We start from the raw sequence: 24,770 nt of genomic DNA, 5'->3' as shown, positions 1-24,770 counted from the left end.
CGGCGTCGACCTCACCCCCCGACACCCGCACCGTCCTGGACCGGGTCACCCGCAGACAAGACAACGTCGAACCTGTCTGGGCCGACGGCGGCGCCAGGCGCCCCGCCCGGCATCGACAGATGACCGGTAGGGAACGCCTCCCCGCTGGGAGGAGATCGGTGCACGCCCGAGGGCGGAGCTTGTTTCGCCGACTCGGCAGGTCTCGGGGAGGTAGGCACACACCAGCTACGCAGCACCCGGCGCAGGCTCACGGGACGTCCGCGCGGACGCTGGCCGTTGCGATGGCGGGTAGCCGCAGGCCGAGCGCGAGAAGCTCCTCCGAAAGCGGCTACGCTACCGGTGTGGCGAACGGGGACGACGAGCCCACGCGCTTGCCAGCGGACACTGCGCCAACAGTCGCGCCGGGAGCGTGGCACTTCTTCGTGTCGTATGCGCCGGTTGACGAGGCGTGGGCCGAATGGATCGCCTGGCAATTAGAAAGAGACCAGCACAGAGTTCTCCTGCAAGCCTGGGATGGCGTGCCCGGCTCGCATTGGATGAACCAGATGAACACGGCAATCCACCAGAGCGACCACACGATCGCCGTCGTCTCGCGCGCCTATATCGAATCTGTCTTTGAGCAAGAGGCGTGGCAGGCCGTATTTCGACGCGATCCGGAGGGGCTCGCTCGCCGGCTCATACCGGTGTGCGTCGAAGACTGCTCCAGGCCGGGTCTGCTCGGCAGCATAATCCCCGTCGACCTGTCCGCCAAACCAACCGTTATGGACGCACGGAAGACACTGCTCGAAGGCATCCGAAATGCCACGGCCGGACGCGCTAAGCCAACGGCTGAACCCACATACCCAGGCCTTCTCGGCGAGGCCGATGTATCCTCGCCGATCCCGTCGAGCAGGGAGATCGCCGCCTCGGTATTTCCGGGAAAATTCTCGGGATTGCGTCCTGTTCCGCGCCACATCGAAACCGACGACCGGAAGCGGGACCCTGTCGACGTTCTCGTGGCTCACCTCCGGGCTCGACACGCAACGGGCGACTGGGCGGTGGTCGTCGCGCTGGGTGCGATGCTCGCGGACCGCCGCCCCGACCTCGCCGATCCTGACGGGCTGGTGTCGGACGCCAACGCCGCGCATCAAGAGGGACGGCTACCGTTCCTTTCAATGGGCGAGCACGCTCTTGTCAGGGTGCGCCCCCACTGGGCCAGCGAGCTGCCAACACTCTGCCTGCTGCCATTCCTCCTCTCTGTCGCGATCGCCCTCCTCGCTGTGCGGACCGGCGGCTGGCTCGGATGGGTCGAGTGGGGTCTCGCGTTCCTCACGGTCACCGCAATGACGGTCCTCGCAAGGGCGGTCGTACGTCGCGCGGTTGCCCGCTTTTGCGAACAGATAGTGATCACTAACTTACGGATCGTCTGCGTGTCAGGGATTACCGACCAAAGCGTGATCGGCGCAACGCTGGAACAAATCACAGATATGACCTATACCCGGTCACTTCTTGGTCATATTTTCGATTTCGGCACGTTCGTCCTCGAATGGAAGTCGACCGACGGTACAGTACTTACCCAAATTCCGCATATCCCACATCCAGACTTGTTTTACATTATACTATTGGATACAACCTTCGGTTCTCTTCCATCAGCCTAGAAGCAACCCGTTTCAAACCGCTGTGGGACCACCAGTCGCCCCCCGAAGCCTCCGGCCATCACTTGGCCGGGCCGGGACCAGCGACGCCCGCTGACCGGATGGCTCGCAATCATCCTCGCGATCCTCTGGATGGAACTGCCGTTCCAATCCCCGGAATATCGATCTGAACCGGCCCCAGCGCCGTCAGAACTGTCTTCAGCCGGACCTGTTCCGAATAGCCATTTTCACGATGCTGTTGGTCGCAGTCCGGCCATCCACCGAGCGGCTTGGCGCAGAGGCCATCGCAACCCTCCACCGGAGGCATTTCTCCGTGCTCCGGCCAAGGAGTCCAGCCGTGCTCGCTCCATAGCCTCAGGCAGCGAATTCCGACGACCTGGTCCTCGGCGTCGGACAACCGGACCGGGCCCGAAGTGGCCTGGGCGACCTGGTTTCGGATGCCGCGGACCTCGTCGTCGATGACCGCGCGGGCAGCCGCCGTGGTCGGCCGCATGGCGGCACGGCGGATCGCGCCTAAGGGTCATCTCGGCGCACGGAGATCAGCTTCGCTGGCGGCGGGCGCCGACCAGCCCGCGGTTCGCGAGCTGATCGGCGAGCTCGTTGCCGGGATCGCCGGCGTGCCCACGTACCCACAGCCACTCGACGTCGTGCACCCTCGTGGCCGCGTCCAGGCGCTGCCACAGGTCGACGTTCTTGACCGGTTTCTTCTCGCCGGTCTTCCAACCGTTCCTCTTCCAGCGGGCGAGCCATTCGTTGATGCCGCTACGCAGGTACTGGGAGTCGGTATGGATACGTACGACCGATGGTCGAGTGAGAGCCTCAAGCGCCATGATCGCCGCCATCAGCTCCATGCGGTTGTTCGTGGTGTCGCCAGCTTCACCGCCGCAGATGGCCCTCTCATGCGTGCCATAACGCAGGACGGCGCCCCACCCACCCGGGCCGGGATTGCCTTTACAGGCGCCGTCGGTGTAGATCTCGACGACACCCTCGCGGCCCCCTTGCGGTCCTCCGCCGCCGCTGGCGACTCCGACCGTGCGATCGGCCGAGGTGCGGTGCCGGGCGACCGCAGCTGGTCTCTGCCCGGCCGCGCCCTCGGTCTGCTCATCCCGGCCGGTCAATCGCCGCTTCCAATCCTTGTGGCAGGGCCTCGCTGACGATGCGGGTCACGATATCTTGTTGGGCTTCGGTGGGCGCGATGATCCGTTCCCCGGAAACGCCCAGCAAGTCGTTCGGGACATACCACCTGGCCAGTTCAGGTTCGCCGTAGCCGTGGGTGTTCGGCTTTGTCGCGTGTCGGCGCACCGTCTCCTCGAACGGGAGGTGGAAGTAGTAGGCATGGGCGCGGCCTGGGTGCGCGGCGATGAGCGATCGCAGCATGGCGCCGTAGCGGGAGGCGTCCAGGATGCCTTCGAGGATGACGTCGTAGCCGCCTGCGAGGCACCGTGTCACGATCGTGGCGATCAGGTCGATGTTCAGGGCATGTGGCAGGTCCGGCTCGCGGAGCAGCTCGCGGCGGATCACGTCCTGCTGCACCACCGCCACCCCACGGCCGACCGCCTGGCGGATCGCGAGCGCCGTCGTCGTCTTGCCGCTGCAGGACGGACCGCGCAACACGACGAGCGACGGCGGCCGGTCCGAGTCCCCGCGTGTCGACACAGGTGGCAGCCTAGATCGGCAACGTCGTGGAGGGTGCGGCATCGGACACGGGCTGGGTGACTGCGGGGGCGGCTATTTCGGCTGCTGGTCGCGCCCGGCCTTGTAGGCGGTGATGTCGGCGGCGAGCCAGACTCGGGTGCGCTCGCTTTCGGGCGCTCATGGGCAGGGGGTCGAGGAAGTCCTTGCCGCGGGACAGGAGGTCCGCCCATTGGCGGGAGACTCCGCAGCTCGGCCACGCATGACATCCACGGTGACATCGGCGATGGCAGTGAGCTGTACGGCCGCGTTCGGGACTTCGTCCAACTTCCGAGGCGCAGTGTGGTCACTTGCCTTAGCGGGTCGAGCCCTGACATGATCTGGATCATGATCGGAAGAATCGAGTCCTCCGTCCGCCGGTGAGCAGACGGCCGAGCCTGGATCGCTCGGGTCCCACACCACCCTGTACGACCATGCTCTACGTCTGCACCGGCAAAATCCGGACGGTCCTCTGCCGCGTGATGGTGAGCCGTATCCGGACGACGAACTCCACTGTCGGCGGCAGCGACCGCTGCCCCAAAAGGATCGGCGACTCGTCGGTACCGATGTCGCTGCCATCCTCGACCTGCACTTCAGCAAGGTCGACGCGCCACCGAGCGAACTTGCCGACGCGTTCCACGACGTCCACGTCCCGATTCACCGCAACGAGCACATCGCCGCGGCGGCGCTGCGTGCGGACCGGCAGCGAGTGCGACGAACCGGCCGGTGGCTGGTACGGCACAGCGGCGATCGATGCTCCGCCACCGTCGGGTTGGCGCTGCTGGCCACGGACTGGGCGCAGGAGGACATCCCGCTGATCCAGACCATCGGCCTGCTCTCGGACCGATTCGGGTCGTTGGCTGCCGAGGCGCTGCAGCGTCGCCGCGGAGGCGAACAGGCATTGATGTGGCTGGCCCAGCGCGTCGCGGGCTGGGGGCGGGTCTACGTCATCGAGGCACTCTGCCGGCAGGGTGCCCACACCTCACGGCCGTGGCTGCTGCGCCATGCCTGCGACGGCGACTTCCTCAACGGCTACTTCGCCGGCGAGGTCGCCACTGCGGCCCACCTGCACGAAGCGATTGTCGGGACCGATGTCGACGATGAGCTGGTCGATCACACCGGTCGACTACTCAAGATCATGGCTGACTGTGGTGGCATGGGCATGACCCTGGAGCGGTATCCGCCGGCGCCCATCGTCTTGGCCGCGCACGCCGCTCACCTCGGCCGGCAGATGCCGGCCGTGAACCGGTACGTCGACGCGGCGCTCATCGCGCACCAGCTGGCGAAGCGGAGCGCGGAACGATTCGGTTGTACCGCCGAACAGCGAGACCAAGTGGTGCGGCAGTATCTCGCGGTGCTCGATCGGCAGGACTGGTGCGACACGGTTCGGGCCGGCCTTGACCGGAACAGCGACTTCTTCACCTGGTTCGCCAGCGTTATCGCGGTGCGACTCCATCTGCGCGCCTTTGCCGAGCTGTCCGGACGTGATGACCGGTGAAACAGGGCGGGCAGGCCAGCTCCGCCGATCAACTGTCACCACCCAGCGGGCCACCGAGAGGTCGGGCGCGGATGGACGCCGACCGGAAGCTCGTCGTCGCTCAAGGAGAGGAGGTGCCCGCCCGCCAGACCGCCGAACTCGCCCAGCTACGCGCCACCTCGACCGAACAGCTCCTGGCTGCGGCCCGCGAGACCGCCGCCGCCCAGCAAGTCCGCGCGGACCAAGCCGTCACCCACCTGGACGCTGCCCGTGCCGAAGCCCGCGACGCGATCAACCGCGCCGCCGACGCCGCCCGCGAACCCGACGAGCACACCCGGGACGATGCCCTGACCCAACTCGCCACGATCACCCGGCGGACACGTTAGGGTACGGCCGGCGAGCCACCATCGGCACCGACATCCTGATCGCACCGCGCGGCCAACGCCCGCGTGGCTGACCGGCGATAACCCGGTCCGGCGCGATGCCTGCCGCGCGGTAGTCGGCGAGTGGCCGAACGCCACGCCCGCGCCTCGCTCGCCCTGCTCACAGGCTCCGGCCACTTCCGCCGCGCCACCGGGACGTACCGCGCGCTCGCCCGTGCCTTCATCCGCCGAGCAACCCCGGACCCGGAGCAGGCCGCCGCCGCTCTCCAGGACGCCCTCCGCACAGCCGACGGGAATGAGGGCAACACCCTCGGACGAGCCGCCGGCGTCGCTCGACAGATCACCGCCAACCCAGACTGGGCCCGCCTGCCCGCCGTTCGCGACCTGGCCGCGCAGCTTCCCGACCGCCGCCTCCTGACCGTAGGCGCGACGTCTGAAGGTCCTGGGCCCGGCAGCAGGTCTGGAGTGGCGACGCCCGGGCGCGGGGTTGTTGATTCGGTCGGCTGTTGCCGTCGGCATAGGTGCGAACGGCGAGCGGTCTGTGTCGGAGCGTGTCAAGATGGCTGCTCGTGTCCCCTGGACCCGGGAGGCCCGTGCGCGGGCTGCGCGCTGGACGTCGGGTGGCTGTGCAGGCCGCGCTGGTCACGCTGTTCACCGCCACCGCGATCATCCTCGCGGAGCGCGGGACGGACGTTCCGAAGGACAAGGCCGCCGTCCTGTGGCAGCTGGGTTTCGGCATCTTCTCGACGGTGCTGACGGCGCACACGATCGTGTTCGCGGTGAGTGCCGACGCGGAGTCGGTGTGGCCGTCGTTCCTCGATGTCGTCGTCGCGATCGCGTTGCCGGAATGGCTGGTCGTCGGGTTCGCGTCGATCCTGGTTTCCTCGGCGGGTGACATCGGGGGGAATCCCGGGGTCATCAACGCGGGGCTGGCGCTGGTCGTGATCCAGTCGGTGCTCGGGATCTACACGTTGCTGAAGTCGTTACAGGCGCTCGGCGGCGAGGGGCGGCGGCGTTTCCTCGCGACCTTGGCGACCAGGGACCTGCGGCGCGCGGCCCGGCGTGGCACTCCGGTCCGGCTGAAGAACCGGCACCTGATTCAGGATTTCCTTTCCGGGGTCGAGACGGCGATCGACCGGGGTGACGTCGCGAGCCTTTCGCAGCGGGCTACTGAGATCGGCATGTACTGCCGTGCGGACAAGGACCCGCGGGTGGTGCGCTGGCGGCTGGTGCTGCTGACGTACCTGGTCGAGCGGATCGGCCGGGCGGTGCTGTATGACAACCTGACCGGCGACGCGGCGCGGGTCGCGTTGCCACAGTTGATCGATGGGACGTTGCAGTCGAGCTACCGGCTCGCCGAGCTCACCCTGCCCGCCGCTGCGGCCGACCCTGAAGGTCGGGTCACCGAGTTGGAGGCCGCAGTCAGCCTGGGCCAGGTGTGCCGGGTGATTGGCTGGCTGCAGCAGGCCGCGCATGAGCTTCTCCAGCAGGACGCACACAATGTCGGCGCCCGGCAGATCGTCGCGTCGGTGCAGTCCGGCCGTAAACGGATCGTGCAGTTCGTCGACCCAGACCCGCCCGGGTTCTTCCGTGACCACGGCGACCCGTGGCCGGCGGGACTCAGCGACCCGCGGGCATTGCTGGTGTGGCTGTCGGCGCTGTGTGAGTTCGGCGGCTCCTGGGTCGGCAGTGGGCTGTACATCCTCGCCGAGGTGCTGACGGGGGAGAAGTTCTACGGCAACTACTGGCACGGTGACTGTGTGCTCACCGAAATTGAACGCCGCATCGGCCAGTACGGCGAACGCCGCCACCGCCGGACCGGCCCGATGACCGAGGAGACGCTGCGAGCCTGCGGCGGGTTGAATGCGGTGTCGCTCGAACTCGCGGCGACGGTGATCGCCGGGCTGCGGAACTGGCGGTTCACCCCGCCGCCCGGCTACGAGCAGGACCCGGCGTTCTCCACCGACCGCCGCTACCTGAAGTCCCAGCTGTCGATGTTCTCCACCCACGACTGCCTGCCCGACGCCGAGGCCGCGTTCGACTGGCTCGCACGCACGCTGTCTGACCTGCCTTCCGAGCCGTCGCTGTGGCGGCTTGTGCACGCCGACTCGGCGCGCTGGGGTCTGACCGAGAGCCTGGAAATGTACGGCCCGGCGGATCGGCCGGCCGCGGCCGTCCTGACGGCGCTCGTCCGGCTGCTCACCCACCGGCCGACCGAGGCACGCCGCCTCGCCGACCTGCTGCCGTTGCCGCTGCTCAGCGGTGGGCTGCAACTTGCCCGGTTCAGCCTGACCAGCGAGCCGGCCGCCGAACCGGTGATGCTGACCTGGTCTGAGGCTGGACACGCCCGACTCGGCCCTCGGGAGGCCCAGATCGGCGAGCTCATGGGCATCCTGGAAGCGGTGATGCAGTGACGACCGCGCCTGGGCCCATGACCCTGGCGGCCTGGGAGCAGGCTTTGGAGCGCGTGACCTCGGCGCCAGACGTTCTGGTCATCCAGGTCGACCCGGCCTGGTTCACCGACCCGACCTGGGCCGACGTGCGAGACGGGCTCGACCTGCTGCTTTTCCGCCGCACGTTCGGCGCCTCCGGCCCGTTCAGCCTGCGCCGGATGATGCTCTATGACCCGCCGAGCGACACCGGCGGCGACGCCACCCGATACCAGCGCGCCGTCGCCGAGCATGGTGAGTGGACTCGCCGCGTCCGCCGCCAGCTCGCGGCCTGCGGCGCGGCCGGGAGCGCAGGCAAAGCCATGCCCGCCGGCCAGGACTACGAGGTCCGCCAGCTCATCCTCGACCGCGTCGGCGCCGCCCAACCCCCACCGATCCCCGACGGCATCTGGTTCGGCAACGCCCCCGGCACAGCCACGGCGGCCTGGGCGACACCAGGACTGATCCCGCTCGACCCCCACGAGGACCAGATCATCGGACCGCACCGCGACCGCAACCCGCTCTGGCAGGGAGCCTTCCTTGACTGACACCCTCCCTGACACCGCCGCCACCGGCGAGAACGCCACCGACGCGGCGGCACCGAAGATCGACCCCGCCCTGGGGCTCAATCTCGTGCCCACCCGCGAACTACAGGCACGCCGCCAGCCCGTCACCATCTGCATCCCGGCACACAACGAAGCCGAGACCATCACCGAGGTCGTCACCGAGAGCCGACGCGCTCTCAACCTGCTCGGCGCCGAGGGTGAGGTCATCGTTCTGGCCAGCGCCTGCGCTGACGACACCGCCGCCCTCGCCGATCAAGCTGGCGGGCGCGTCATCGAGTGCGGCCTCGGGAAGGGGGTCGCGCTCAAAGCCGGCTTGGCCGCCGCGAAAGACGGCATCATCGCCATGGTCGACGGCGACTTCCGCTACCACGGCCCCGAACCCATCGCCGCTACCCTGCTGCGGCCCATACTTGCCGGCACCGCCGACGCCACGATCGCCGACCTCTACTGGCGGCCCCTCTACCCACAGCTCAACTACTACGGCTTCTTCGCACCGCTCGCTGGCCGGCTCTACCCCGAAATGCTCGCCAAGGTCGGGACCACTCCCTGGTCCGGCCAACGAGCCGCGAGCAGCGAGCTCTGGCAGATTGACCTGCCCGACGACTTCACCGTCGAGACAGTGATCAACCTGGCCTGGAACGACACCCCCGCCCGCGTCCGCCCCGTCCTCGCCGACGACTGGACCAACCCTCAGCGCCCGAAACCCGACCTCCTCCGCGCCGAATTGGAGGTCTTTCTCGCTCACGCCGCGGGCACCGGACGGCTTCGCGCCGAACAGACGAGTTCCGTGCGTGGCTGGTTCGGAGAGATCCACGAGCGTATGGCCGCGTACCGTCCGGCGAGCGACGATCCGATCCGGTTCGAGGCGGGTCTCCTGCGTTTCAGCGTCCGTGCGCTGGACTCTCTGCTCCAAGGCTGAGGCCGGGGCGCCTGCGGGAGTGCCAACGCGGCCCGGATCGGCGCGACTGCTGAGCGATGAGCAACGCGCCGAAATTTTCGACGGAGCGCAGTAAGGCATCGAGTGGGATGAGGTGCGCCGCCAGAGCCCCAGCGCTGGGCCAGTCTTCGGGAAGCCCCACAACCGCGGACGGTGCGGCCGGCGGCCGGCGCCGGCCCGATATCCCGGAGCCAGAGCGCCGTCCTTCAGCGGTCTTGCGGACGCCTGACCTGCGCGTTTCCGCCGTCTGGCGGACGTCGTACCGACGTCTCGACGCGCGGTGTGGTGGCACCCTGACACGAGGACTCCGGGTCCGGATCATGCGGGTTGTCCGATCAAGCTCACTCACCCAGACCGGCGACGCCGACGGCGACCTCCGGACCATGCACGACACCGTCGGGCGTGACCCCGCCGTGCGGTTGGTCGACCGGCTTACCACTGGTTCTAGTGGCCATCCGACGCACACCCTGCCGTCTGCGGTGTGATCGCCCCGCCCTTGACTTTCAACTTCATGTCTCGCAGACTTAAAGTGCAACGACATGGGAGGATGGAGTCAAGCATGGTCCCGCAGATCGAGGTCGACGAGCAGGTCTTCAAGCGCCTTCAAGATCAGGCCGTACCCTTCGTCGACACCCCGAATGATGTCCTGCGCCGCATCCTGGGGTTCTCCGGTCCGGCGGCGGCCGACGAGTCGACGACGGCTCGTCGGCCTGGCAATCTTGCGAAGCTCGTGGACGCCGGACTCGTGAAGCCCGGGGACCGATTGACGCATGTCCGCAAGCGAAGCGGCACGATCTACCACGCAGTAGTGACCGCGGACGGCTGGACTCAGCTACCCGACGGCCGCACGTTCCTCGGGCCGTCACCCGCGCTCAGAGAGAATGTCGGCTCGCAGATCGACGGAAACAAGAACTGGACGCACGACGCTAGCGGCAAGACTCTTCGCCAACTGCTGGACGCGCTCACAACTTCGAGTTAGCACGAGCAGCGGAGCCTGCACCGGCGGGTGGATGTGAACGCGATCACCGGGAGTGCCGCCCAGGCGGAGCACGCAGCCGGGGAATCCATGACCACCGCCGATAGGCCCCTGGCGGTCAGGCTTGCAAGAAGGTAAAGCGGACGGGTTGTCGGAGGACTGTGGACGCGGAGGGAAGGTCCGCGAGGCGGGTGGCGAGGGTGGCTTCGGCCAGGCGCGGTGGGAGCGCGGTGTTGAACTTCAGGCCGGCCAGGGCCTCATCGGTGACGTGCGGAAGGCAGAGGCGGGACTCGAGGTCCGCCGTCGCGGTCTTCCACATCTCCGGGGTCAGATCGGTGCGCAAGCGAAGGTAGGCAGCGGTCGGGGTTTGGAGGGAGTCGGCCAAATCCCCGAGGCTCGCGGTCAGGGTGCGGTTCGCGCGTTCTCCAGCCCAGGTCCACCAGCGGATGTCCGTCAGGTCGTCGGTACGGACGATCACCGTTCCGCCAGGGTGAACGACGTCGAGATGGCTATCGCGGATGGTCGCGAGCCGTTCCTGGGCCCGGCGCGTGAGCGGAACTGGTGGGTCGGCACCGAGGAGGACCTCGCGCATCGCCCTGGTCATGTCGAAGGACATGGCTACATCGCCGGAGGTCAACCATCGTGCCCGGCCGCCGCGTTCGGCGGGCTCGACGAAGCAGCGGCGGCGTTTCCAGTCGATGTAGGTGACGCGCCAACTTCGGCCGGCGAGCAAAAGCATGCGCGGGCCCTCGACCTCGTCAGTGAGCAGGACGGGGTCGGTCCGGCCGATCTCGTCGCGGCCGGACAGGACGGTGAACTCCGGTGCAGCGGTGAAGACCGCGGTCAGCTCGGAAAAGTGGCGGTGGCCGAACCTTCGTTCGGCCTCGGGGCCGACGAACAGCATGCCGCCGTCGGAGTCCAGGTGGCCCATACGCACGAGATGACGAACGATCGGCTCGGCAGATCGGTCGAATGGAGCGAGGCCATTCCACTCGTCGACCCACGTCTGGTCACCGATCCGGCCTTCCTGCAGGCAGTAGGCGAGGAGCTGCTGGGCGACGATGTGGCGTGGTTCCGGAGGGGGGACGACCGGCTCGACCCAGCCGCGACCCCAGAGAAGCAGTAGTCCGGCGGCGTGGACGAGGGCGCTCTCGGACAGGGCGAGGAACAGACAGTTGCGCAGGGTCCCTGGACGCCGTCCGGTGCGTCCGAGGCGTTGTAGGAACGAGGCGACCGTGCCTGGGGCGTTGATCTGGATGACGCGGTCGAGGTCGCCTACGTCGATGCCTAGCTCCAGCGTGCTCGTCGAGACGATCACACAGTTGCGGGCCTGCGCGAACGCTTCCTCCGAGCGGCGCCGTTCGTCGACCGACAGCGATGCATGCGAGAGAAATGTCGTCACGCCGAGCGAGCGCAACGCCTGGCCCAGCTCCTCGACAATCTTCTTGGAGTCGCAGAAGACGAGTCGTTTCTCGCCCTGGTGCAGCGCCGCGAGTACCTTGGCCGCGTTCGAGACCGAGCCGACGTAGTCCAGCTCGATGTCGCCGGCCGGCGGCGCGGCTCGTGTGGCAGCGCCGGAAGTCGCGAGGTCCGGCGGCGAGGCGACTGGCGGTGCGGTGGGCAGCGGCACGGCCTGGGCGGTCGGCAGGTCGGGGGCGATGACCCTCGCTGGCCGGCGTCCGACGCGGGAGCCTTGCAGCCAGCGCAGCAGCTCCTCCGGGTTCCCGACCGTCGCGGACAGGCCAATGACCTGCAGCTCAGGGGGAGCGGCGCCGGCTGGCCGCTCCTCGGCCAGGCCCGCGCCGTGACCTGAGCCGGCTGGCTGGGCGGGCTGCTCGCAGGCGACCACGCCGTTCCGCGGAACGCAAAGATCGTTGATGGCGGTCCGCTCGGCGGCGACGATGCGGCGCAGGCGTTCGAGGACGGCGAGCAGGTGCCAGCCACGGTCGTCGCCAGCGAACGCGTGCACCTCATCGACGACGATCGTGCGCACGCCGACGAAGAAGCCACGATGGTCCGTGCGGACACTGACCAGCATCGCCTCCAGCGACTCAGGCGTGGTCAGCAGGACATCGGGGCGTTCGCGGCGGATCCGGTTGCGGCGGCTTTCGGTAACGTCCCCGTGCCAGACGGCGGCGCGTCGGCCGAGCCAACCGGTGTAGGACTCTAGACGCGGCGCAAGGTTGTTGAGCAGCGCCTTCAGCGGACACAGGTACAGAACGGACGTTCCCTGCCAGTTCTCCGACGCCATCCGAGACAGCACCGGGAACGCCGCGGCTTCGGTCTTCCCGCCGGCTGTCGGGGCGAGCAGCAACGCGTCCGCCCCGGCGAGCAGCGGCTCCACTGCCGCCTCCTGCAACGGCCGCAGTCCCGGCCACTGCAGCGTGTTCACGATGTGGTGTAGCACCACCGGATGCAGCAGGTCGGCGGACTCCGTACCGCCGGCAGATGCTAGCGGGACAGGTTCGGTCACCCGAGGTCCAGGTCGATGTCGTCGGCCCGATTGGCGGCGGCGTTGCGCTCTAGATCGCTCATCTCGGCCGAGTTGATGGTCAGCGGGTAGTCGCGACGCGGGTCGAAGTCGTCGAACTGGTCGACCCTGTCGAGGACGTCGCCGACGAGCTTCTTCAAAAAGAGCCGCGGCGCGACGCCGACCTTCCCGCCGAGCCGTCCGGCCACGGCCCCGGCGAGCTCTCCGAGATAGGCATCGTCGACCAAGTCCCCTATCCGTCCGGCCGCACCGCTCGACGTTCCGGCCACGTACAGGCCGCGGACCCGCCCGCCGAGCTCCACGAGCGACGCCTCGGTGAACCCAGCGAGCCGCAGCTGCACCGCCCGCGGGTTGTCGAACTTTGGGTTGGCGGTGAAGTCGGTCGCCAGCCGCTGCGCGAGCGGCGTCAGCCGCTGCACACCCTGCGGGCCGTCGTAGAAGGCCGGCGTCCCGGTGATGACGAGGAACAGCCCGGGGAACCGGCCGCTGTGAACCTCGTCGATGAGCTGCCGCAGCGCGTTCAGCGCCTTGTCTCGCGCGTCGGATCGGACTCGTTGCAAGGTCTCGACCTCGTCGAGGACGACGAGCAGGCCGCGGAAGCCGCTGTCACGCAGGACGACCAGCAGTCCCTGCAGGAAGCCGAGCGCGCCGAAATGGTCCAGGTCCCCGCGCACCCCGGCGGACCTGCGAGCGCTCGCCGAGACGTGCGGCTGCCCGCCGAGCCAGGCGAGCACGGCCGCCGCGGTCGCCTCGTCACCGGCCGCGAGCGCAGCCCGGTAGCCACGTAGCGCCGCGGCGAATGCCGGCGCCGTGCGGCCGACCTCGGCGAGTCGCCGGTCGACCAGCTCGTCGACGGCCCGGTCGAGCGCCTCAGCGTCATCACCGGCCTTGTCGTCGGCGGCGAGAACGTCCTCTTCCAGCGCGTAGAACCAGCCGTCGACAACCTGGCGCAGCGCGCTTGGCGGGAAGGTCGCTGTAGTCAGCCGTTCGGTGAGCCGACGGTAGACGGTCTCCAGCTTGTGTAGCGGGGTCTCGTTCTCCGAGATCTGCACCTCGGCGGTGGCAAGGCCGGCCTTCTTGGCACGCTCGGCGAGCCAGCGGGTGAAGAACGTCTTCCCGGAGCCGTACTCGCCACGGACCGCCTTGAACACTGAGCCGCCGGCAGCAACCGCCGCGATGTCCTCGGCGGCCGCCCGCTCGAACCGGTCCAGCCCAACCGCAAGCAGGTCCAGCCCGGCCGCGGGCACGGCCCCGCGTCGCAGCGCGTCGAGCACGTCCCGCCGCCGGGCGGCGCTGACGTCAATCTCGCCACTCACGCCCGCCTCCCCGTCGTCGCGTATCCCGCCCGCGCCGCGTTAGCCGCGTCGGTCACGCGCTCAGCTCGAACTGGGCACGCAGCAGGTCGAGATTGAGCCGCAGGGTGTAACCGTCGTCGAGTTCCTCCAGCACAGGGTAGTTGTCGATGTTGAAAAGGCGCCGCAGGTTGACGGCGAAGCCGCCGGCCCGCCGCGGTAGCTCACCGGCTCGCTCGGCGACGACACTCGTCGCCAGGGTGCCGTTCGCGTTCAGTAGCGCTCGTACCGCGGCCTCGACTTTCTCCGCCGGCACCTTCCGGGCCAGCCCTTCGAGCTGGGACCGGAACAGCTCCGAGCGCAACAACCCGGCGACGATGACGTCTACTGTGCCCTCCTGACCCTCGGTCGGCGCAGCATGTGCGGCCACCGTGCCGCTGTCCGGCGCCCCGGGGGCGGCGACCGGCCCGCCCGCACCGTCGGTCTGCTGGGGCAGGTCGAACAGCGCCGGTCCGGTCTGCTCGTCTGCGGCCCGTCGGCGCTTACGCGGGAGAAGCGCCGTCCCCTCGGCCAGGTCGGCGGCGCTGCCGCTGCTGCGGGGACTGACCACGGCGGTGTCGCCACCACCGAGGCCGGCGAGCAGATCGGGCGTCTCCAGGGACCACCAGCGCGGGCGCTGGTCAGCCAGCGGTCGCCAGCCGACTGGCAGGTCGCGGCTCGCGGACGTTGTCGACAGCCGGAACGGCAGGAAGGCCAGCACCGGGACGGTCACCTCGGCCGGCGACGCGCCGCCGTGGTAGCCGCCCTTGCGGCCCAGATAGTGCAGCGCGGGATCCCAGAGAGCGACGATCTGGCCGCCGGGCGCTAGCACCCGCGGCCCGGCGAGCACCACCTCGCCGTCGCCGGCCGCGACGATGCCGGCCGCCGGGACTCGATGCCGTGCCGAGACGGCGTCGTCGGCGGCCAGCCCCGTGGCCCGGTGGTCGACGACGTGCCCGTGGTCGCTGGTCAGGATGACGACTCGGCCGGCCGTGCGCGCGTAGGCCAGCACCGCGCGCAGCTTGCCGACGTCGGCCAGGCTCCAGCCGCCGTCGTCGCGCTGCCGGCCCTTGTCGAGGGTGTCGTCGACCGTATTGATCACGACGGCGACCAGCGGGGTCTCGGAGGTCAGCGCTTCGGTGAGGTCCTGGTCGAGCGGGGCGCCGGGCGCGCCGTCGAGGTCGGAATGGTGAAACAGGCGGGCGGGCCGCCGTCCCCAGCGTGGGTGGCCGTCGAAGGCGGCCTTCTCCTTTGTCTTGTCGCCGGTGACCAGCTGACCTACGAGCAGCGACGTCCGCGACGTGGCGGTGACGGTCGGCAGCACGGCGACCGCGGCTCGCCGCCGGGCGGCGCCGGCTGGCTCACCTGCGGTGTCGCCCCAATCGACGCCGAGCGGGTCGCACTCTTCCCAGCGGTCGCGGCGCAGCTCGGCGGCCAACTGGGCAGCGACGGCAGCACTCATCCCGTCGAGCACGACCAGCAGCGCCCGGCCGCCGCCGCGGGCGGTTATGACTGGCGCGACGACCCGGTCGAGGACCTCCTCGACGAGCAGCGGCCCGTCTGGCCGGGACGGCCCGGCCGCCCAGTCGGCGAGCAGCCGTGCGAAGGACGCGTCGAGGGCGCGCCGCCGCCGGGCCGCGACCCGGTACAGGTCGCCGTACGCCGTGCCGATGGCGGGTGCCAGCTCGCCGCCCGCCAGGTGGCTGAGCGCGACGTCGACCCAGGCCGAGTCGTCCAGGTGAGCGTCGAGGGCTGCAGGCAGCGTCGTCGGCTTGCCCGGTCGGTCCCCGCCTGCGCGTGCCGCGCCGACCTGGCTGTCGCCGAGCGAACCGGTCGGCTGAACGGCGAGCCAGCCGACGACCCGCGCCGCCATCAGGGCCCGTTCGACCTCGGCGCGTTGGACGTTCGCCAGCGAGTGTGCGCGCAGCGAGACGACGGCGGTCACGACGTCGCGTGCGGCAGTCGCGAGAAGTGCGCGGTCGACTCCGGACTCCGCGGCCGCGAGGAAGTCGCGAACTGTCGTCGCGAGGAGCGATAGCCGATGCTGGAACCCAGCCCGCAGGATGTCACTCACGGCGCCGGCGGCTCGTCCGTCGAGCTCGTCGAGCAGCCGCTCGGCGGTGTCGAGCAGGGCTGGGAGTTCGTCGTCCGGGTGCAGGGTGAACGATGTCGCCCCGCTGTCGAGCCCGAGCCGGCCCGCGCCCGAGCGGGACTGTGTCAGCGCGGTCGCGACGACCTCTCGAGTGGCGTCGGCGAACGCGCGCATGGCTGCCTCGTCGAGTCGGGCGTCGCCGAAGTAACGCTCCACGCGGACCTTGGCCCGCTCGACGGCGGCGGCGTCGCCGGTGCCCGGCAGTGGGGAGCCGTCCGGGTCGCGCCGTGGCCAGAGGCAGTCACAGACGAGGCCGAGGGCGAGCGCCTGCTCGCCGTTGCCAGCGGCGACGAGGGTGAACAAGGCCCGGCCCGCGCGGCCAGTGCGGTCGCCGAGGTAGCCGGTGATGCCGGCGCGCTCGTCGTCGCCGAGCCGCCGGAACGCCTCGATCGCGCCGGGAACGGCCGTCCAGCGCAACAGGGTGGCGATGTCGAGATCGGCGGCGCCGAGGCCAAACTCGGTTAGGCCAAGCCGGACGACGGCGAGCTCCGCGAGCGCGTCCTCGCGGCTGATTAGGCCGCTGGGCCGGCGCGGCCAGCCGGCCGGTGGCCGTGCCTCCAGCAGCGCCTGGGCAACCCAGCGGTACTCGGGCGCGTGCAGCCGCGGATCGGCCTGCGTGGCGCCGAAGTCCTCCAGAACGGCAGCCCACGGCTCGATCACGTCGACCCGCTGCCGGTAGACCTGCGCGAGCACGGTGTCACCCAGCCGCTCCTCGTCGGCGTCCGTGAGCAGCACGAGCCAGCCGTCCTCGACGGGCTCGCGGGCCCAGCGGGTGACCTCCTCGAGCACGGCGAGCGGCGAGACGCAGGGCACCACTCGCACCGGCCGGCCGGCGACGGCCAGATCGACAGGCGCGGGCCAGTCCGGCTGGGCGCGCACCAGCAGGACCTGCGGCTGCGAGCTGTGGTTGCTGGCGGCGGAGCGCCGCAGCCGGGCGACCCGGCCGAGCACCACAGCCGGGGTCACCCGGGGCACGCCCGCGCTAGCGGGGCTCGTCGTGGGCGACAGGACGGTCACCGCTCCGGCCGCCAGACGATCTCGATCTGGCCCGGCCGGTCGCCGATGTGGGCACGCAGCTCGGCGAGTGCCTCGTCCAGGTCACTAGCGCGGACCTGCCAGTGCCGCGGAGCCCCGGCTCCCGTGACGCCACCTGAGCCGGCGTTTCCCCCCGCGGCGAGGCCCGGGCCAGGTCCGGGGATCGTGATCGGAACACTCCCGGCGGTTGGCCGGGGACCAGGGACGACCGGAACGCCGACCGGCGGCGGCCCGGTGATGGGCGGCTTCGGCGCGACGGGGGCGACGGCCGCCTGGGTGGCGCGGCGGAGCAGGGCGGTCGCCTCGGCGCGGGCGTTGCCGAGCACCGCGGCGAGCGGGTTGATCACCTCGTCGGCGGCGCCGGCGGCCTGGATCCGGCCGAGGATCTCCTGCGCCTCGGCCTTGTACGGCTCGGGTAGGCCGGCGATGACGCCAAACGTCTCGTCCCAAGGCGCGGCCCTGATCGCCGCAGCGACCTCGCTGGCGTGGCTCATACTGACCAGCAGCCGCTTCGGCGAGCCGGCGAGGTCGGCCCGCGCGAGGCGCTCGACGATCTGCGGTCCGGCCTTCGGGTCGTCCAGCGCCGAGAGCAGGTCGCGAGCGGCCCGCGCGGTCCGCAGCCGGCCTTCGGTCGTGCCGCCGGCGCTGCGCCCGGCCGCGGCTGTCCCGGTGCGCAGGTCGAGACCGAGCTCGAACGCGCGTGCCTCCAGGGCGCCGACCAGCTCCTGGCTAGGCGCCCGGCGGGGCTCGGCCTTGGCGACCAGCTCCTCGGTGAAGGCGCGCAGCAGCCGGCCCCGGCGCAGGGCCGGTGGCCGCACCCCGAAGAGAGCCTGGGCCCGTTCGCCCGCGGTCTCCCACTCGGCCTGGTCGGGCAGCGGCTGCTCGCGCAGCGTCATGTCCTTGGTGATCGCGGTCAGCTCGGGTGGCGGGTTGACCAGGCCGCCGTACCGGTACCAGGCCCGGTCGGTCTGCTCGGCGAACGCGGCAACGACCAGGTGGGCGACGTTGTCGTCCAGGCCACGAGGCTTCGGCTCGTCGATCCAGCGCAGCAGGTCGACGACCCGCAGCTCGTCCGCGCCCGAGCCAGCCGAGCCGGGCCCGCCGTCAGCGGCGGCCTGGCCGGCCCGGCGGGTGAAGTGGTCGACCCACTCGCGGCCCAGCTCGAAGCGGACCTCGTGCATCACGCCGAGCCCGAGCGCCGGAGCGATCCGCCGCACCGGCCCCCGGTCGCCGCGGGCGACCTCGACGGAGCCGCCGTCGGACTCGGCGGCCTTCGTGACGTAGCCGAGGACCAGCTTGAGATCCGCGAGCTTGACCGGCACCCCGGTCTGATCGGGGTCCAGGTCGGGGTGGCCGGGGAACTGGTCGGCGAGCAGGTCGCCGGCCAGCCGACGGGCCGCCTCCCGAAACGACGCCCCGAGCGGCAGCGTCGGGTTCAGGCCGGGCCACAGCGACCGCAGATGGTCGTTGAAATCCGCGGTGACGTCGTGCTCGTCCTTGGACGTGAGCCCGTAGGCCGAGCGCAGCGTCGTCCTGGTCTTGGTGAGCAGCGCGTCGTAACGGCTCTTCAGGACGCTGCGCGCGCGCTGCCGGTCGTCGGCGCTCAGATGCTGGGCGTGGCTGTCGAACCGGTGCCCGCCGCCGGCGAGCAGATGGTCGAGCCGGACGAGCATCCCCAGGTCGGCCAGCCGCGCGGCGGTGAAATCGGCCGGGATCCAACAGACGGTCCGGTGCTGGACGCCGGCACCGCGCAGCCGCTCGACGCGGGCGCGGGCGTTGACGGGCGGCTCGCCGGCGTCGTCGAACGGGTAGTCGACGACGAGTCGCCAGGACTCGGGGTCGACGGGGGCGAGCTGGTCGTCACGCAGCTCCGCGCCGCGCACCGAGCCAAAGATCACCTCGGCGGTCCGCTTGCTGCCCCGCCAGACGAGGTCGAGCTTGTCACCGTAGGCGTCGCCGGTGACGGTGACGCCCAGCTCCTCGACCAGCAGCCGCCGGATCAGAGCGCGGCGGTTGCCGGCGCTGTCGTAGCCGACGGCGGAGTTCAGGATGCCTTCGACCTCGACGCCGACGAGCTCCAGGCCGACGCCCGGGTCGCCGCCCTCGACGGGCAGGTACTTGATCTCGCCGAACTGGCCCGCCCAGCGCTCGACCTTCTTGCCGACCTGCCCGGCCTCGCCACCCGGGATCGGGCTGGTGATGCTGCCGTGGTTGAGCGCCGAGAGCCGCCGCGGCGTCAGGTTGTGCAGCGCCGGGACGCTCGGAGCGAGCGCCGAGAGCAGCAGCGTCTTGACCAGCCGGTCATCGGCGGTGAACCGGCGGACCTTGGTGGCCAGCGTCGGGTCGACGGCGGCGCCGGTGGCCCTGGCGCGGCGGACCTGGGCCAGCGCGTCCTCGTCGAGGCCCTCGGCGTCGAGCAGGTAGGGCCGCAGCCGGCGGGCGTAGAGCTTCTGGGCGGCGTCGAACTCGGCCTTCAGCACGTCGGTGAACGGCGTGTCGGCGCCCCTGGTGATCACGTCCCACAGGTCGCCGAGCGGGACGACCTGGCCCAGGCGCAGGTCGTCGCGGTGGTCGACGAGCAGCTGGCGCATCAGCTTCAGCGCGGTCCGGTTGCGCTGCAGCGCCGAGGAGACGTGGACGAGGGTCTCCATGAACGCCGGGCTGAACGGGTAGGAGAGCCGGAACGCGTCCCGGTCGGCGCCGATCTGGGCGCTGCCGCCGAGCATCGTCTCCCACACCTCGGCACGGACCTTCGCCGTCGTCTCGAACGCCTTCTCGATCGCCTTCCCGGCGTCGGCGTTCAACGGTTTCAAGAGACGCCGGTTGGCGATCAGCGGAAGGTTGCGGTCCTCCAGGATGATCTTATCGAAGCGGCCGTCTGCGAGGGTCAGGACGTCGAGGAAGCTCAGGCGGACGTCGCCGGCGACCTGTTCGCCGACTAGCTCCCGCAGGTCACGCTGGCGGGCGATGAAGCTGACGATCGGGACCGGCCGGGCGCCCAACCCGCCCTCGACGAAGTTCGTGACCTTCTGGACCTCGCGGGAGACGAACGCCTGGTCGCCCATGTTGTTCGCGAGCCAGAGGATCAGCTCGTCGAGGAAGAGAATGACCGCGTCGTAGCCGAGGTCCTTCGCGTGCCGGGCGATCTCGGTGAGGCCGGCGTCCAGCGAGACGAAGCCCTCGGCGTCCTCGCGCAGGTCGCGGAAGGTGTTCGCGAACCAGGTCGACAGCAAGTCGGAGACCAGTTGGCGGCGGATGGCCGTGTCCTGGGCGCCCGGCGCGAGGGCCGCGTCCAGCTCGGCCGCGGTCCAGGAGGCGTCGTCGCCCCAGTCGTCCTCGTCACCGCTTCCGGAGCCCGCGTGGTTCAGCTCGACGAGGAAGGTGGCGTCGCCGACTCTGGCCCGCACGTTGCGGGCCTCGTCTAGCAACGCCTCGGCGCGGTGCACCGCCGGGATCGGCGCGTCCGGGTGCATGGCGCGCAGCTGGTCGGCGTAGCCGCCGAGGACCCGCTGCTCGATCGACTTCGCGCCGAGCATGTGGAACGGGACGAGCAGGAACTTCTTGCCGGCCAGGTCAGCGTCGTGCTTGCCGAGGACGTCGGTCAGCCGGTCGTCGAAGCTCCGGGCGGCCGGCTCGCCGCGCAACAGCGCGTGCAGCACCGCCATGAAGTGCGACTTGCCGGAGCCGAACGAGCCGTGCAGGTAGACGCCCTTCGACGCCCCGGTGCTCGCCGCCTGCGCGATCAGGCCAAGCGCCTCGTCGAAGTTGCCGACCAGCCGGTCGGTCAGCACGTAGTCCCGCATCGTCGCGGCGGCGTCGGTGACGCCCTCGGTGAGCTTGAGGACGAAGTCGCTGTCGGACGTCCGCTCCGGGATGTCGATGACCTCGCGCAGCAGCGGCAGGGGCGACGGGCTGGTCATGCGGCACCTCTGCTGGTCATGCGAACGGTCTGGTCGTGCGGGTGCTGGCGGGGCGGTGCCGCGATGCGCGACATCGGGCGGGCCTGTGCGAACGGGCACCTCGCGGCCGGCGCGGACCGGGGTGTCGCCCGCGTTCGGATAGTACGGGCGGGGTCCGTCACTTCGTGGCCCTCCGGCCCCGGGCGGCCGCCTGCGGACGCCAGTCGGCCAGGGCGTCGGCGGTGAGGTTGTGGCGGCCCATCGCGTCGGCGAGGAAGGCGTCATAGACCTCGGCCGGGGAGCCGTCGTAGAGCGGGTCGACCTCGTTGTGCCACTGACGGACCCAGGGCATCACCTCACGCAGGCCGGCGAGCAGCGGGGTGAGCCGTGCGGCGCCCCAGCCGTCGTTGTCCTGACGCTCGACGATCAGCGTCGCCAGCGCCTGGGCCTGCTCGCGGTGGTCCCAGCCGGCCCAGCCGACCAGCAGCGTCGGGTCGTTGTCAGGGCTGGCCGGCTGGTAGGAGATAAACCGTTCTTTGGGGACGTCCAACTTGCCGCGGGCCTTCCAGTAGCTTGCCTTGCGGAAGTCGGCCTGGGCGTACTTCGGCGGGAGCGGAATGCTGTCGCGGATCTTCTTCGCGGCTTCGGGGGTGGGTGTGGTGTCTTCGGCGCGTTGCTGCTCCCAGACCGACTCCCAGTCGGCGCGTTTCTCCAGGCCCGAGTCCTTGTACCGCAGGGATGCCAGGAACGGGACGTGCTCGTTCTCGACCAGGTCGTCGACGACCTTGGACAGGTTCTCGCCGGGCTTGTAGATCTCGGCGACAGCGACGAAGTCAGCCTCGGCGGCCAACTCGTCGGCCAGGCGGCCGGTGGTCCAGAGGCGCGGCTGAACCATGCCGTCGACGTCGGCGAACCACAGCTCGCGGGCCTCCAGCCGGTCGAGGAGCCACTCCCTGAGCGCAGCGTCCTGCAGCTTGTCCCAGCCCTCGGTCGCCCAACGGCGCTTGTACTCAGGCCGCTCGATCAGCCCGATGTTCTTGTCCGCCTCGATGACAGCGATCCGTTTCTCCACCAGAGTCCGGTATTCAGCGGGCCAGTGCGCGGGCGGTTCGAAAATCTGGGTGGAACCGTGCCGGGTGAACCACTCGGGCGTCTCCTCGCCGGCCGCGATCTTCCGCGCCAGCACGATCTCGAACGCCCGCTCCCCCAGCTTGATCTCGGGGACATCGGCCATCGGCAGCGTCAGTTCGTCAGCGAGCAGCCCGTACTGCCGGTAGACCTGCCAGTCCAGCTCCTCCTGCAACGCGATCATCCGTGCCCGCGTCGACTCCCATTCATTACGGGCCGTACGCAACAATGGGCGGGCAGGTGGACCTGCTGCGGCAACTGCCTGCGGGAACACCATCGTCAGGTTTCGCGCGAGGCGATCTAGCTCGCGAGCCAACGGGAGAGGGCATTGAGCTGATAGCGGAAGATTCTCAAGGTTAGCACCTGTCACCTCGTAGAAATTTTCCCACGGGGTGGCCGTTCGTCTGGCACCGGTCGCGTCAGCGGTACTTCCCAAATTGTGAGATACCTGCTTCAGCCAGAAGCAGGCCGTCGAGCTATTGAGTATACCGACAAGAGAAAGTCGTGCGTCAGCTCCCGAGCTGCCTGGAAGTACTATTACTGGAACATGCTGGTTATAGGTGTAGCCGTCGTGCCCGTAGGAGGCGTGGTTCAGACTCGCAATCTTTGGACAGGCAATTATATCTGGCGCGCTATTGCGTGCCGCCACCCAGCGATACCATGCCCACCACGGCGTACCGAGGTCGAGCCTGGTCCTTCCAGAGAAGTCAGTCAGTCGTCCAACAATTTGTTTATACTTCCATAGATGGCGCACCCAGTCGGACGACGAGGCGATTGGAATGAGGCTGCCGTCAGAAGTGTATGGTGTAATCGCATACAGGGTGGGCGATGTGCGCCAGTCGCGGACGTCTTCACCCGTCACGACAGGCCGAACAAGTGCTTGAGGGGTGCGGAACCTCGCGTGCCAGCTAGCGGGCAGGTAATATGCCTCGTCAACGCCAGAAAAGCCGGCAAATCCAATGTCGCCAAGGATTTCATCCTTGAGTTTCCGGTGCCCCTCGGCGCCAAGTCTGTCCATGATCGCACCGACGTCGCCGACGGAAAGCGTCCAAGGGTGGCTCGATAGTACGTCGCGGTCAACGTCGGCGGTGGCAACCCAGTCATTGCTGCTGCCGTCCACGCTATTGACAATCGCCCGCCAGACGGCTCCCTGACTTGGATCGTCGGGAATTGATGGCTCTCCGCGTACGCTGAGAATCATCCGAACGGTTTTTATGCGCTTCCGCTGATTGCGGCGACCCGCAAGAATAACTGTTGTTACGCCCGGACCTGGAATATATGCTCCGGACGTATCAATAAGGTGCGTTAGCTCAACGACGCGAGCGAAGAAGTTCTCGATCAACTTCTTGCCGAATTCGCGCCTCATGAAAGAATTTGCTGTAATCTGGCCGACGCGTCCAGCGCCGACTCCATCTCCGTCCGATTGCCGTGCCAGCTCGAAAAAGCGTTGCGCAAAGGGTACTGAGAGGGTGTAACGTCCAGCGCAGGAGCTATAGAGATCGCGGTACAGTGCGTTTAGCTTCTTGTCTCTGACGGTGAAATATGGAGGATTTCCAACGACCGCGTGGTAGCGGCCTTCCTCAAGGATACCGAGGTGATCGGCGAGATCCTCGGTGGCGTAGGCGAACTCGGCGAGTTCGTCTCGCTCCTCGCCGAAGAGGTCGAGCTGGCGGTTCTTCAGCAACGAGTCACCCACAGCCACGTGTAGCGGGAACGTGTAGCCGGCCGCCGCGTCAAGTGTTGTCAAGCCGGCGACACGCAGCGCCTCGATAGTCAGTCGGAACTTGGCGATGGCCGCCGCGTACGGGTTGATGTCCACGCCGTGGACCGCGTCCAGCGCCAGCTGGACCCGTTCGAAGACGTCCCGGTCGGGAGAGTTCTTCTCCCACTCGGCGAGCAGCCGGCGGAACGCGCCCAGCAGGAAGTGGCCCGAGCCGCACGTCGGGTCAATTAGTTTGACGACGTCGTATCCGAACTCGTCGATGGCTGGTGTCAGGGTCAGGTCGAGGATGAACTCCTCGACGAACTCCGGGGTCTGGAGCAGGGCGTACTTCTTGCGGACGTCCTCGGAGAGGTCCTGGTAGAGGTCGCCGAGGAAGCGGGTGTCCCAGGCGTCGTCGGTGAAGTCGTGGACCAGGGTGCCGGCCTCGGTGCGCCGCCGCCAGAAGGCGAGGAGGTTCTTGGCCGCGTCGTGGGTGGGTGGGATCTGGAACAGCGCGTTGTGCCGCTGGTCGAACAGGCCCGCGCCGACCGGGACCTTCGCTATCTCATCGAAGGACTTCCGCAGCCAGTCGCGCGCCGTCTTCTCGGGTTGGCGCCGGTAGAAGTCCTCGGTCCGCTCCTCGGCCAGTGTCAGGCGTGCTGTCGTTGGGCCGGCGAGGAACGGGTCGCCGATCAGGCCGTTGTCCTCGCAAAACCGGACGAAGACCGTTCCCAGAACCCAAGCGACCGCCGCCTGGGTGACCCTCTCGCCGAGCCACGCCGACCACGTCGCTGCCGTCCGGCCGACCTTGAACGCACGGTCGTACTCAGCCCGAAGCCGCGTCCCGACCTCGGCCACCTCGTCGACCTGAGCGCGTAGATCCTTCTCAAGGTCCTTCACCTGCCGCTGGGCGTCCTTCAGCAGCGCCACCCGGTCGATCATGAACGTCTCCCCACCCA

General features: G+C 69.3%; 16 protein-coding genes. 7 read left to right on the top strand and 9 right to left on the bottom strand.

The window, feature by feature from the left end; genetic code table 11:
- Window positions 1-341: 341 nt before the first annotated feature.
- Window positions 342-1,637 (top strand): toll/interleukin-1 receptor domain-containing protein, encoded by a 1,296-nt coding sequence (locus FRAEUI1C_RS37760; protein WP_071587964.1) that lies wholly within the window; start codon window positions 342-344, stop codon window positions 1,635-1,637.
- A gap of 109 nt (window positions 1,638-1,746) precedes the next feature.
- Here FRAEUI1C_RS37760 and FRAEUI1C_RS39820 read toward each other — a convergent pair whose 3' ends face one another.
- The 4 genes from FRAEUI1C_RS39820 to FRAEUI1C_RS40480 form a co-directional block, all read right to left on the bottom strand.
- Window positions 1,747-2,127, bottom strand: a complete 381-nt coding sequence (locus FRAEUI1C_RS39820) for a hypothetical protein (RefSeq protein ID WP_157735064.1) — start codon at window positions 2,125-2,127, stop codon at window positions 1,747-1,749.
- A 46-nt stretch (window positions 2,128-2,173) separates the two neighbouring features.
- Window positions 2,174-2,752, bottom strand: a complete 579-nt coding sequence (rnhA, locus tag FRAEUI1C_RS28220; RefSeq protein ID WP_013426780.1) for a ribonuclease HI — start codon at window positions 2,750-2,752, stop codon at window positions 2,174-2,176.
- Window positions 2,736-3,290 carry an AAA family ATPase gene (locus FRAEUI1C_RS28215; protein ID WP_013426779.1) on the bottom strand — a complete coding sequence of 185 codons (555 nt, stop codon included), beginning with the start codon at window positions 3,288-3,290 and terminating at the stop codon, window positions 2,736-2,738. Before FRAEUI1C_RS28215 ends, rnhA begins: the two co-directional genes overlap by 17 nt.
- 454 nt (window positions 3,291-3,744) lie before the next feature.
- Window positions 3,745-4,047, bottom strand: coding sequence for a hypothetical protein (locus FRAEUI1C_RS40480; protein WP_198318644.1), 303 nt, complete (start codon window positions 4,045-4,047; stop codon window positions 3,745-3,747).
- Between the two features lie 30 nt (window positions 4,048-4,077).
- Between FRAEUI1C_RS40480 and FRAEUI1C_RS28210 the strand changes: the two genes are divergently transcribed.
- From FRAEUI1C_RS28210 to FRAEUI1C_RS28185, 6 genes are all read left to right on the top strand, one after another.
- Window positions 4,078-4,803 (top strand): hypothetical protein, encoded by a 726-nt coding sequence (locus tag FRAEUI1C_RS28210; protein WP_198318643.1) that lies wholly within the window; start codon window positions 4,078-4,080, stop codon window positions 4,801-4,803.
- A gap of 71 nt (window positions 4,804-4,874) precedes the next feature.
- Window positions 4,875-5,168 (top strand): hypothetical protein, encoded by a 294-nt coding sequence (locus FRAEUI1C_RS28205; protein ID WP_013426777.1) that lies wholly within the window; start codon window positions 4,875-4,877, stop codon window positions 5,166-5,168.
- Between the two features lie 617 nt (window positions 5,169-5,785).
- Window positions 5,786-7,579 (top strand): hypothetical protein, encoded by a 1,794-nt coding sequence (locus tag FRAEUI1C_RS28200; protein WP_013426776.1) that lies wholly within the window; start codon window positions 5,786-5,788, stop codon window positions 7,577-7,579.
- The gene (locus FRAEUI1C_RS28195; RefSeq protein WP_232425152.1) at window positions 7,576-8,142 is read left to right on the top strand and encodes a hypothetical protein; all 567 of its coding nucleotides are present in this window, start codon (window positions 7,576-7,578) and stop codon (window positions 8,140-8,142) included. Before FRAEUI1C_RS28200 ends, FRAEUI1C_RS28195 begins: the two co-directional genes overlap by 4 nt.
- Entirely contained in the window at window positions 8,135-9,079 is a 945-nt protein-coding gene (locus tag FRAEUI1C_RS28190) for a glycosyltransferase (protein ID WP_013426774.1), read from the top strand. The genes FRAEUI1C_RS28195 and FRAEUI1C_RS28190 overlap by 8 nt, the downstream gene beginning before the upstream one ends.
- Window positions 9,080-9,656: 577 nt before the next feature.
- Complete coding sequence (locus FRAEUI1C_RS28185; protein ID WP_013426773.1) at window positions 9,657-10,076, top strand: restriction system modified-DNA reader domain-containing protein; 420 nt, start codon at window positions 9,657-9,659, stop codon at window positions 10,074-10,076.
- A 115-nt stretch (window positions 10,077-10,191) separates the two neighbouring features.
- Here the strand turns inward: FRAEUI1C_RS28185 and FRAEUI1C_RS28180 are convergent, their stop codons facing one another.
- From FRAEUI1C_RS28180 to pglX, 5 genes are all read right to left on the bottom strand, one after another.
- Complete coding sequence (locus tag FRAEUI1C_RS28180) at window positions 10,192-12,546, bottom strand: DEAD/DEAH box helicase (RefSeq protein WP_013426772.1); 2,355 nt, start codon at window positions 12,544-12,546, stop codon at window positions 10,192-10,194.
- Window positions 12,543-13,880, bottom strand: coding sequence for a BREX system ATP-binding protein BrxD (gene brxD / locus FRAEUI1C_RS28175; protein ID WP_013426771.1), 1,338 nt, complete (start codon window positions 13,878-13,880; stop codon window positions 12,543-12,545). Before brxD ends, FRAEUI1C_RS28180 begins: the two co-directional genes overlap by 4 nt.
- Before the next feature lie 52 nt (window positions 13,881-13,932).
- The gene (gene pglZ / locus FRAEUI1C_RS28170) at window positions 13,933-17,013 is read right to left on the bottom strand and encodes a BREX-2 system phosphatase PglZ (protein WP_232425151.1); all 3,081 of its coding nucleotides are present in this window, start codon (window positions 17,011-17,013) and stop codon (window positions 13,933-13,935) included.
- Between the two features lie 47 nt (window positions 17,014-17,060).
- Window positions 17,061-21,002, bottom strand: coding sequence for a DUF6079 family protein (locus FRAEUI1C_RS28165; RefSeq protein ID WP_013426769.1), 3,942 nt, complete (start codon window positions 21,000-21,002; stop codon window positions 17,061-17,063).
- Between the two features lie 157 nt (window positions 21,003-21,159).
- A complete protein-coding gene (pglX, locus tag FRAEUI1C_RS28160) occupies window positions 21,160-24,753 on the bottom strand; it encodes a BREX-2 system adenine-specific DNA-methyltransferase PglX (RefSeq protein ID WP_013426768.1) in 3,594 nt (1,197 codons plus the stop codon).
- Between the last annotated feature and the right edge of the window lie 17 nt (window positions 24,754-24,770).

Origin of the sequence: Pseudofrankia inefficax, assembly GCF_000166135.1 — a bacterium.
Classification (GTDB): domain Bacteria; phylum Actinomycetota; class Actinomycetes; order Frankiales; family Frankiaceae; genus Pseudofrankia; species Pseudofrankia inefficax.
This window is presented reverse-complemented; position numbering and strand designations above follow the sequence as displayed.

Bases quoted from the DNA above. Each gene is read 5' to 3' on its own strand.
- FRAEUI1C_RS39820 (WP_157735064.1), bottom strand. From the start codon at position 2,127: ATGCGGCCGACCACGGCGGCTGCCCGCGCGGTCATCGACGACGAGGTC.
- FRAEUI1C_RS28205 (WP_013426777.1), top strand. From the start codon at position 4,875: ATGGACGCCGACCGGAAGCTCGTCGTCGCTCAAGGAGAGGAGGTGCCC.
- FRAEUI1C_RS28185 (WP_013426773.1), top strand. From the start codon at position 9,657: ATGGTCCCGCAGATCGAGGTCGACGAGCAGGTCTTCAAGCGCCTTCAA.
- FRAEUI1C_RS28165 (WP_013426769.1), bottom strand. From the start codon at position 21,002: ATGACCAGCCCGTCGCCCCTGCCGCTGCTGCGCGAGGTCATCGACATC.
- pglX (WP_013426768.1), bottom strand. From the start codon at position 24,753: ATGATCGACCGGGTGGCGCTGCTGAAGGACGCCCAGCGGCAGGTGAAG.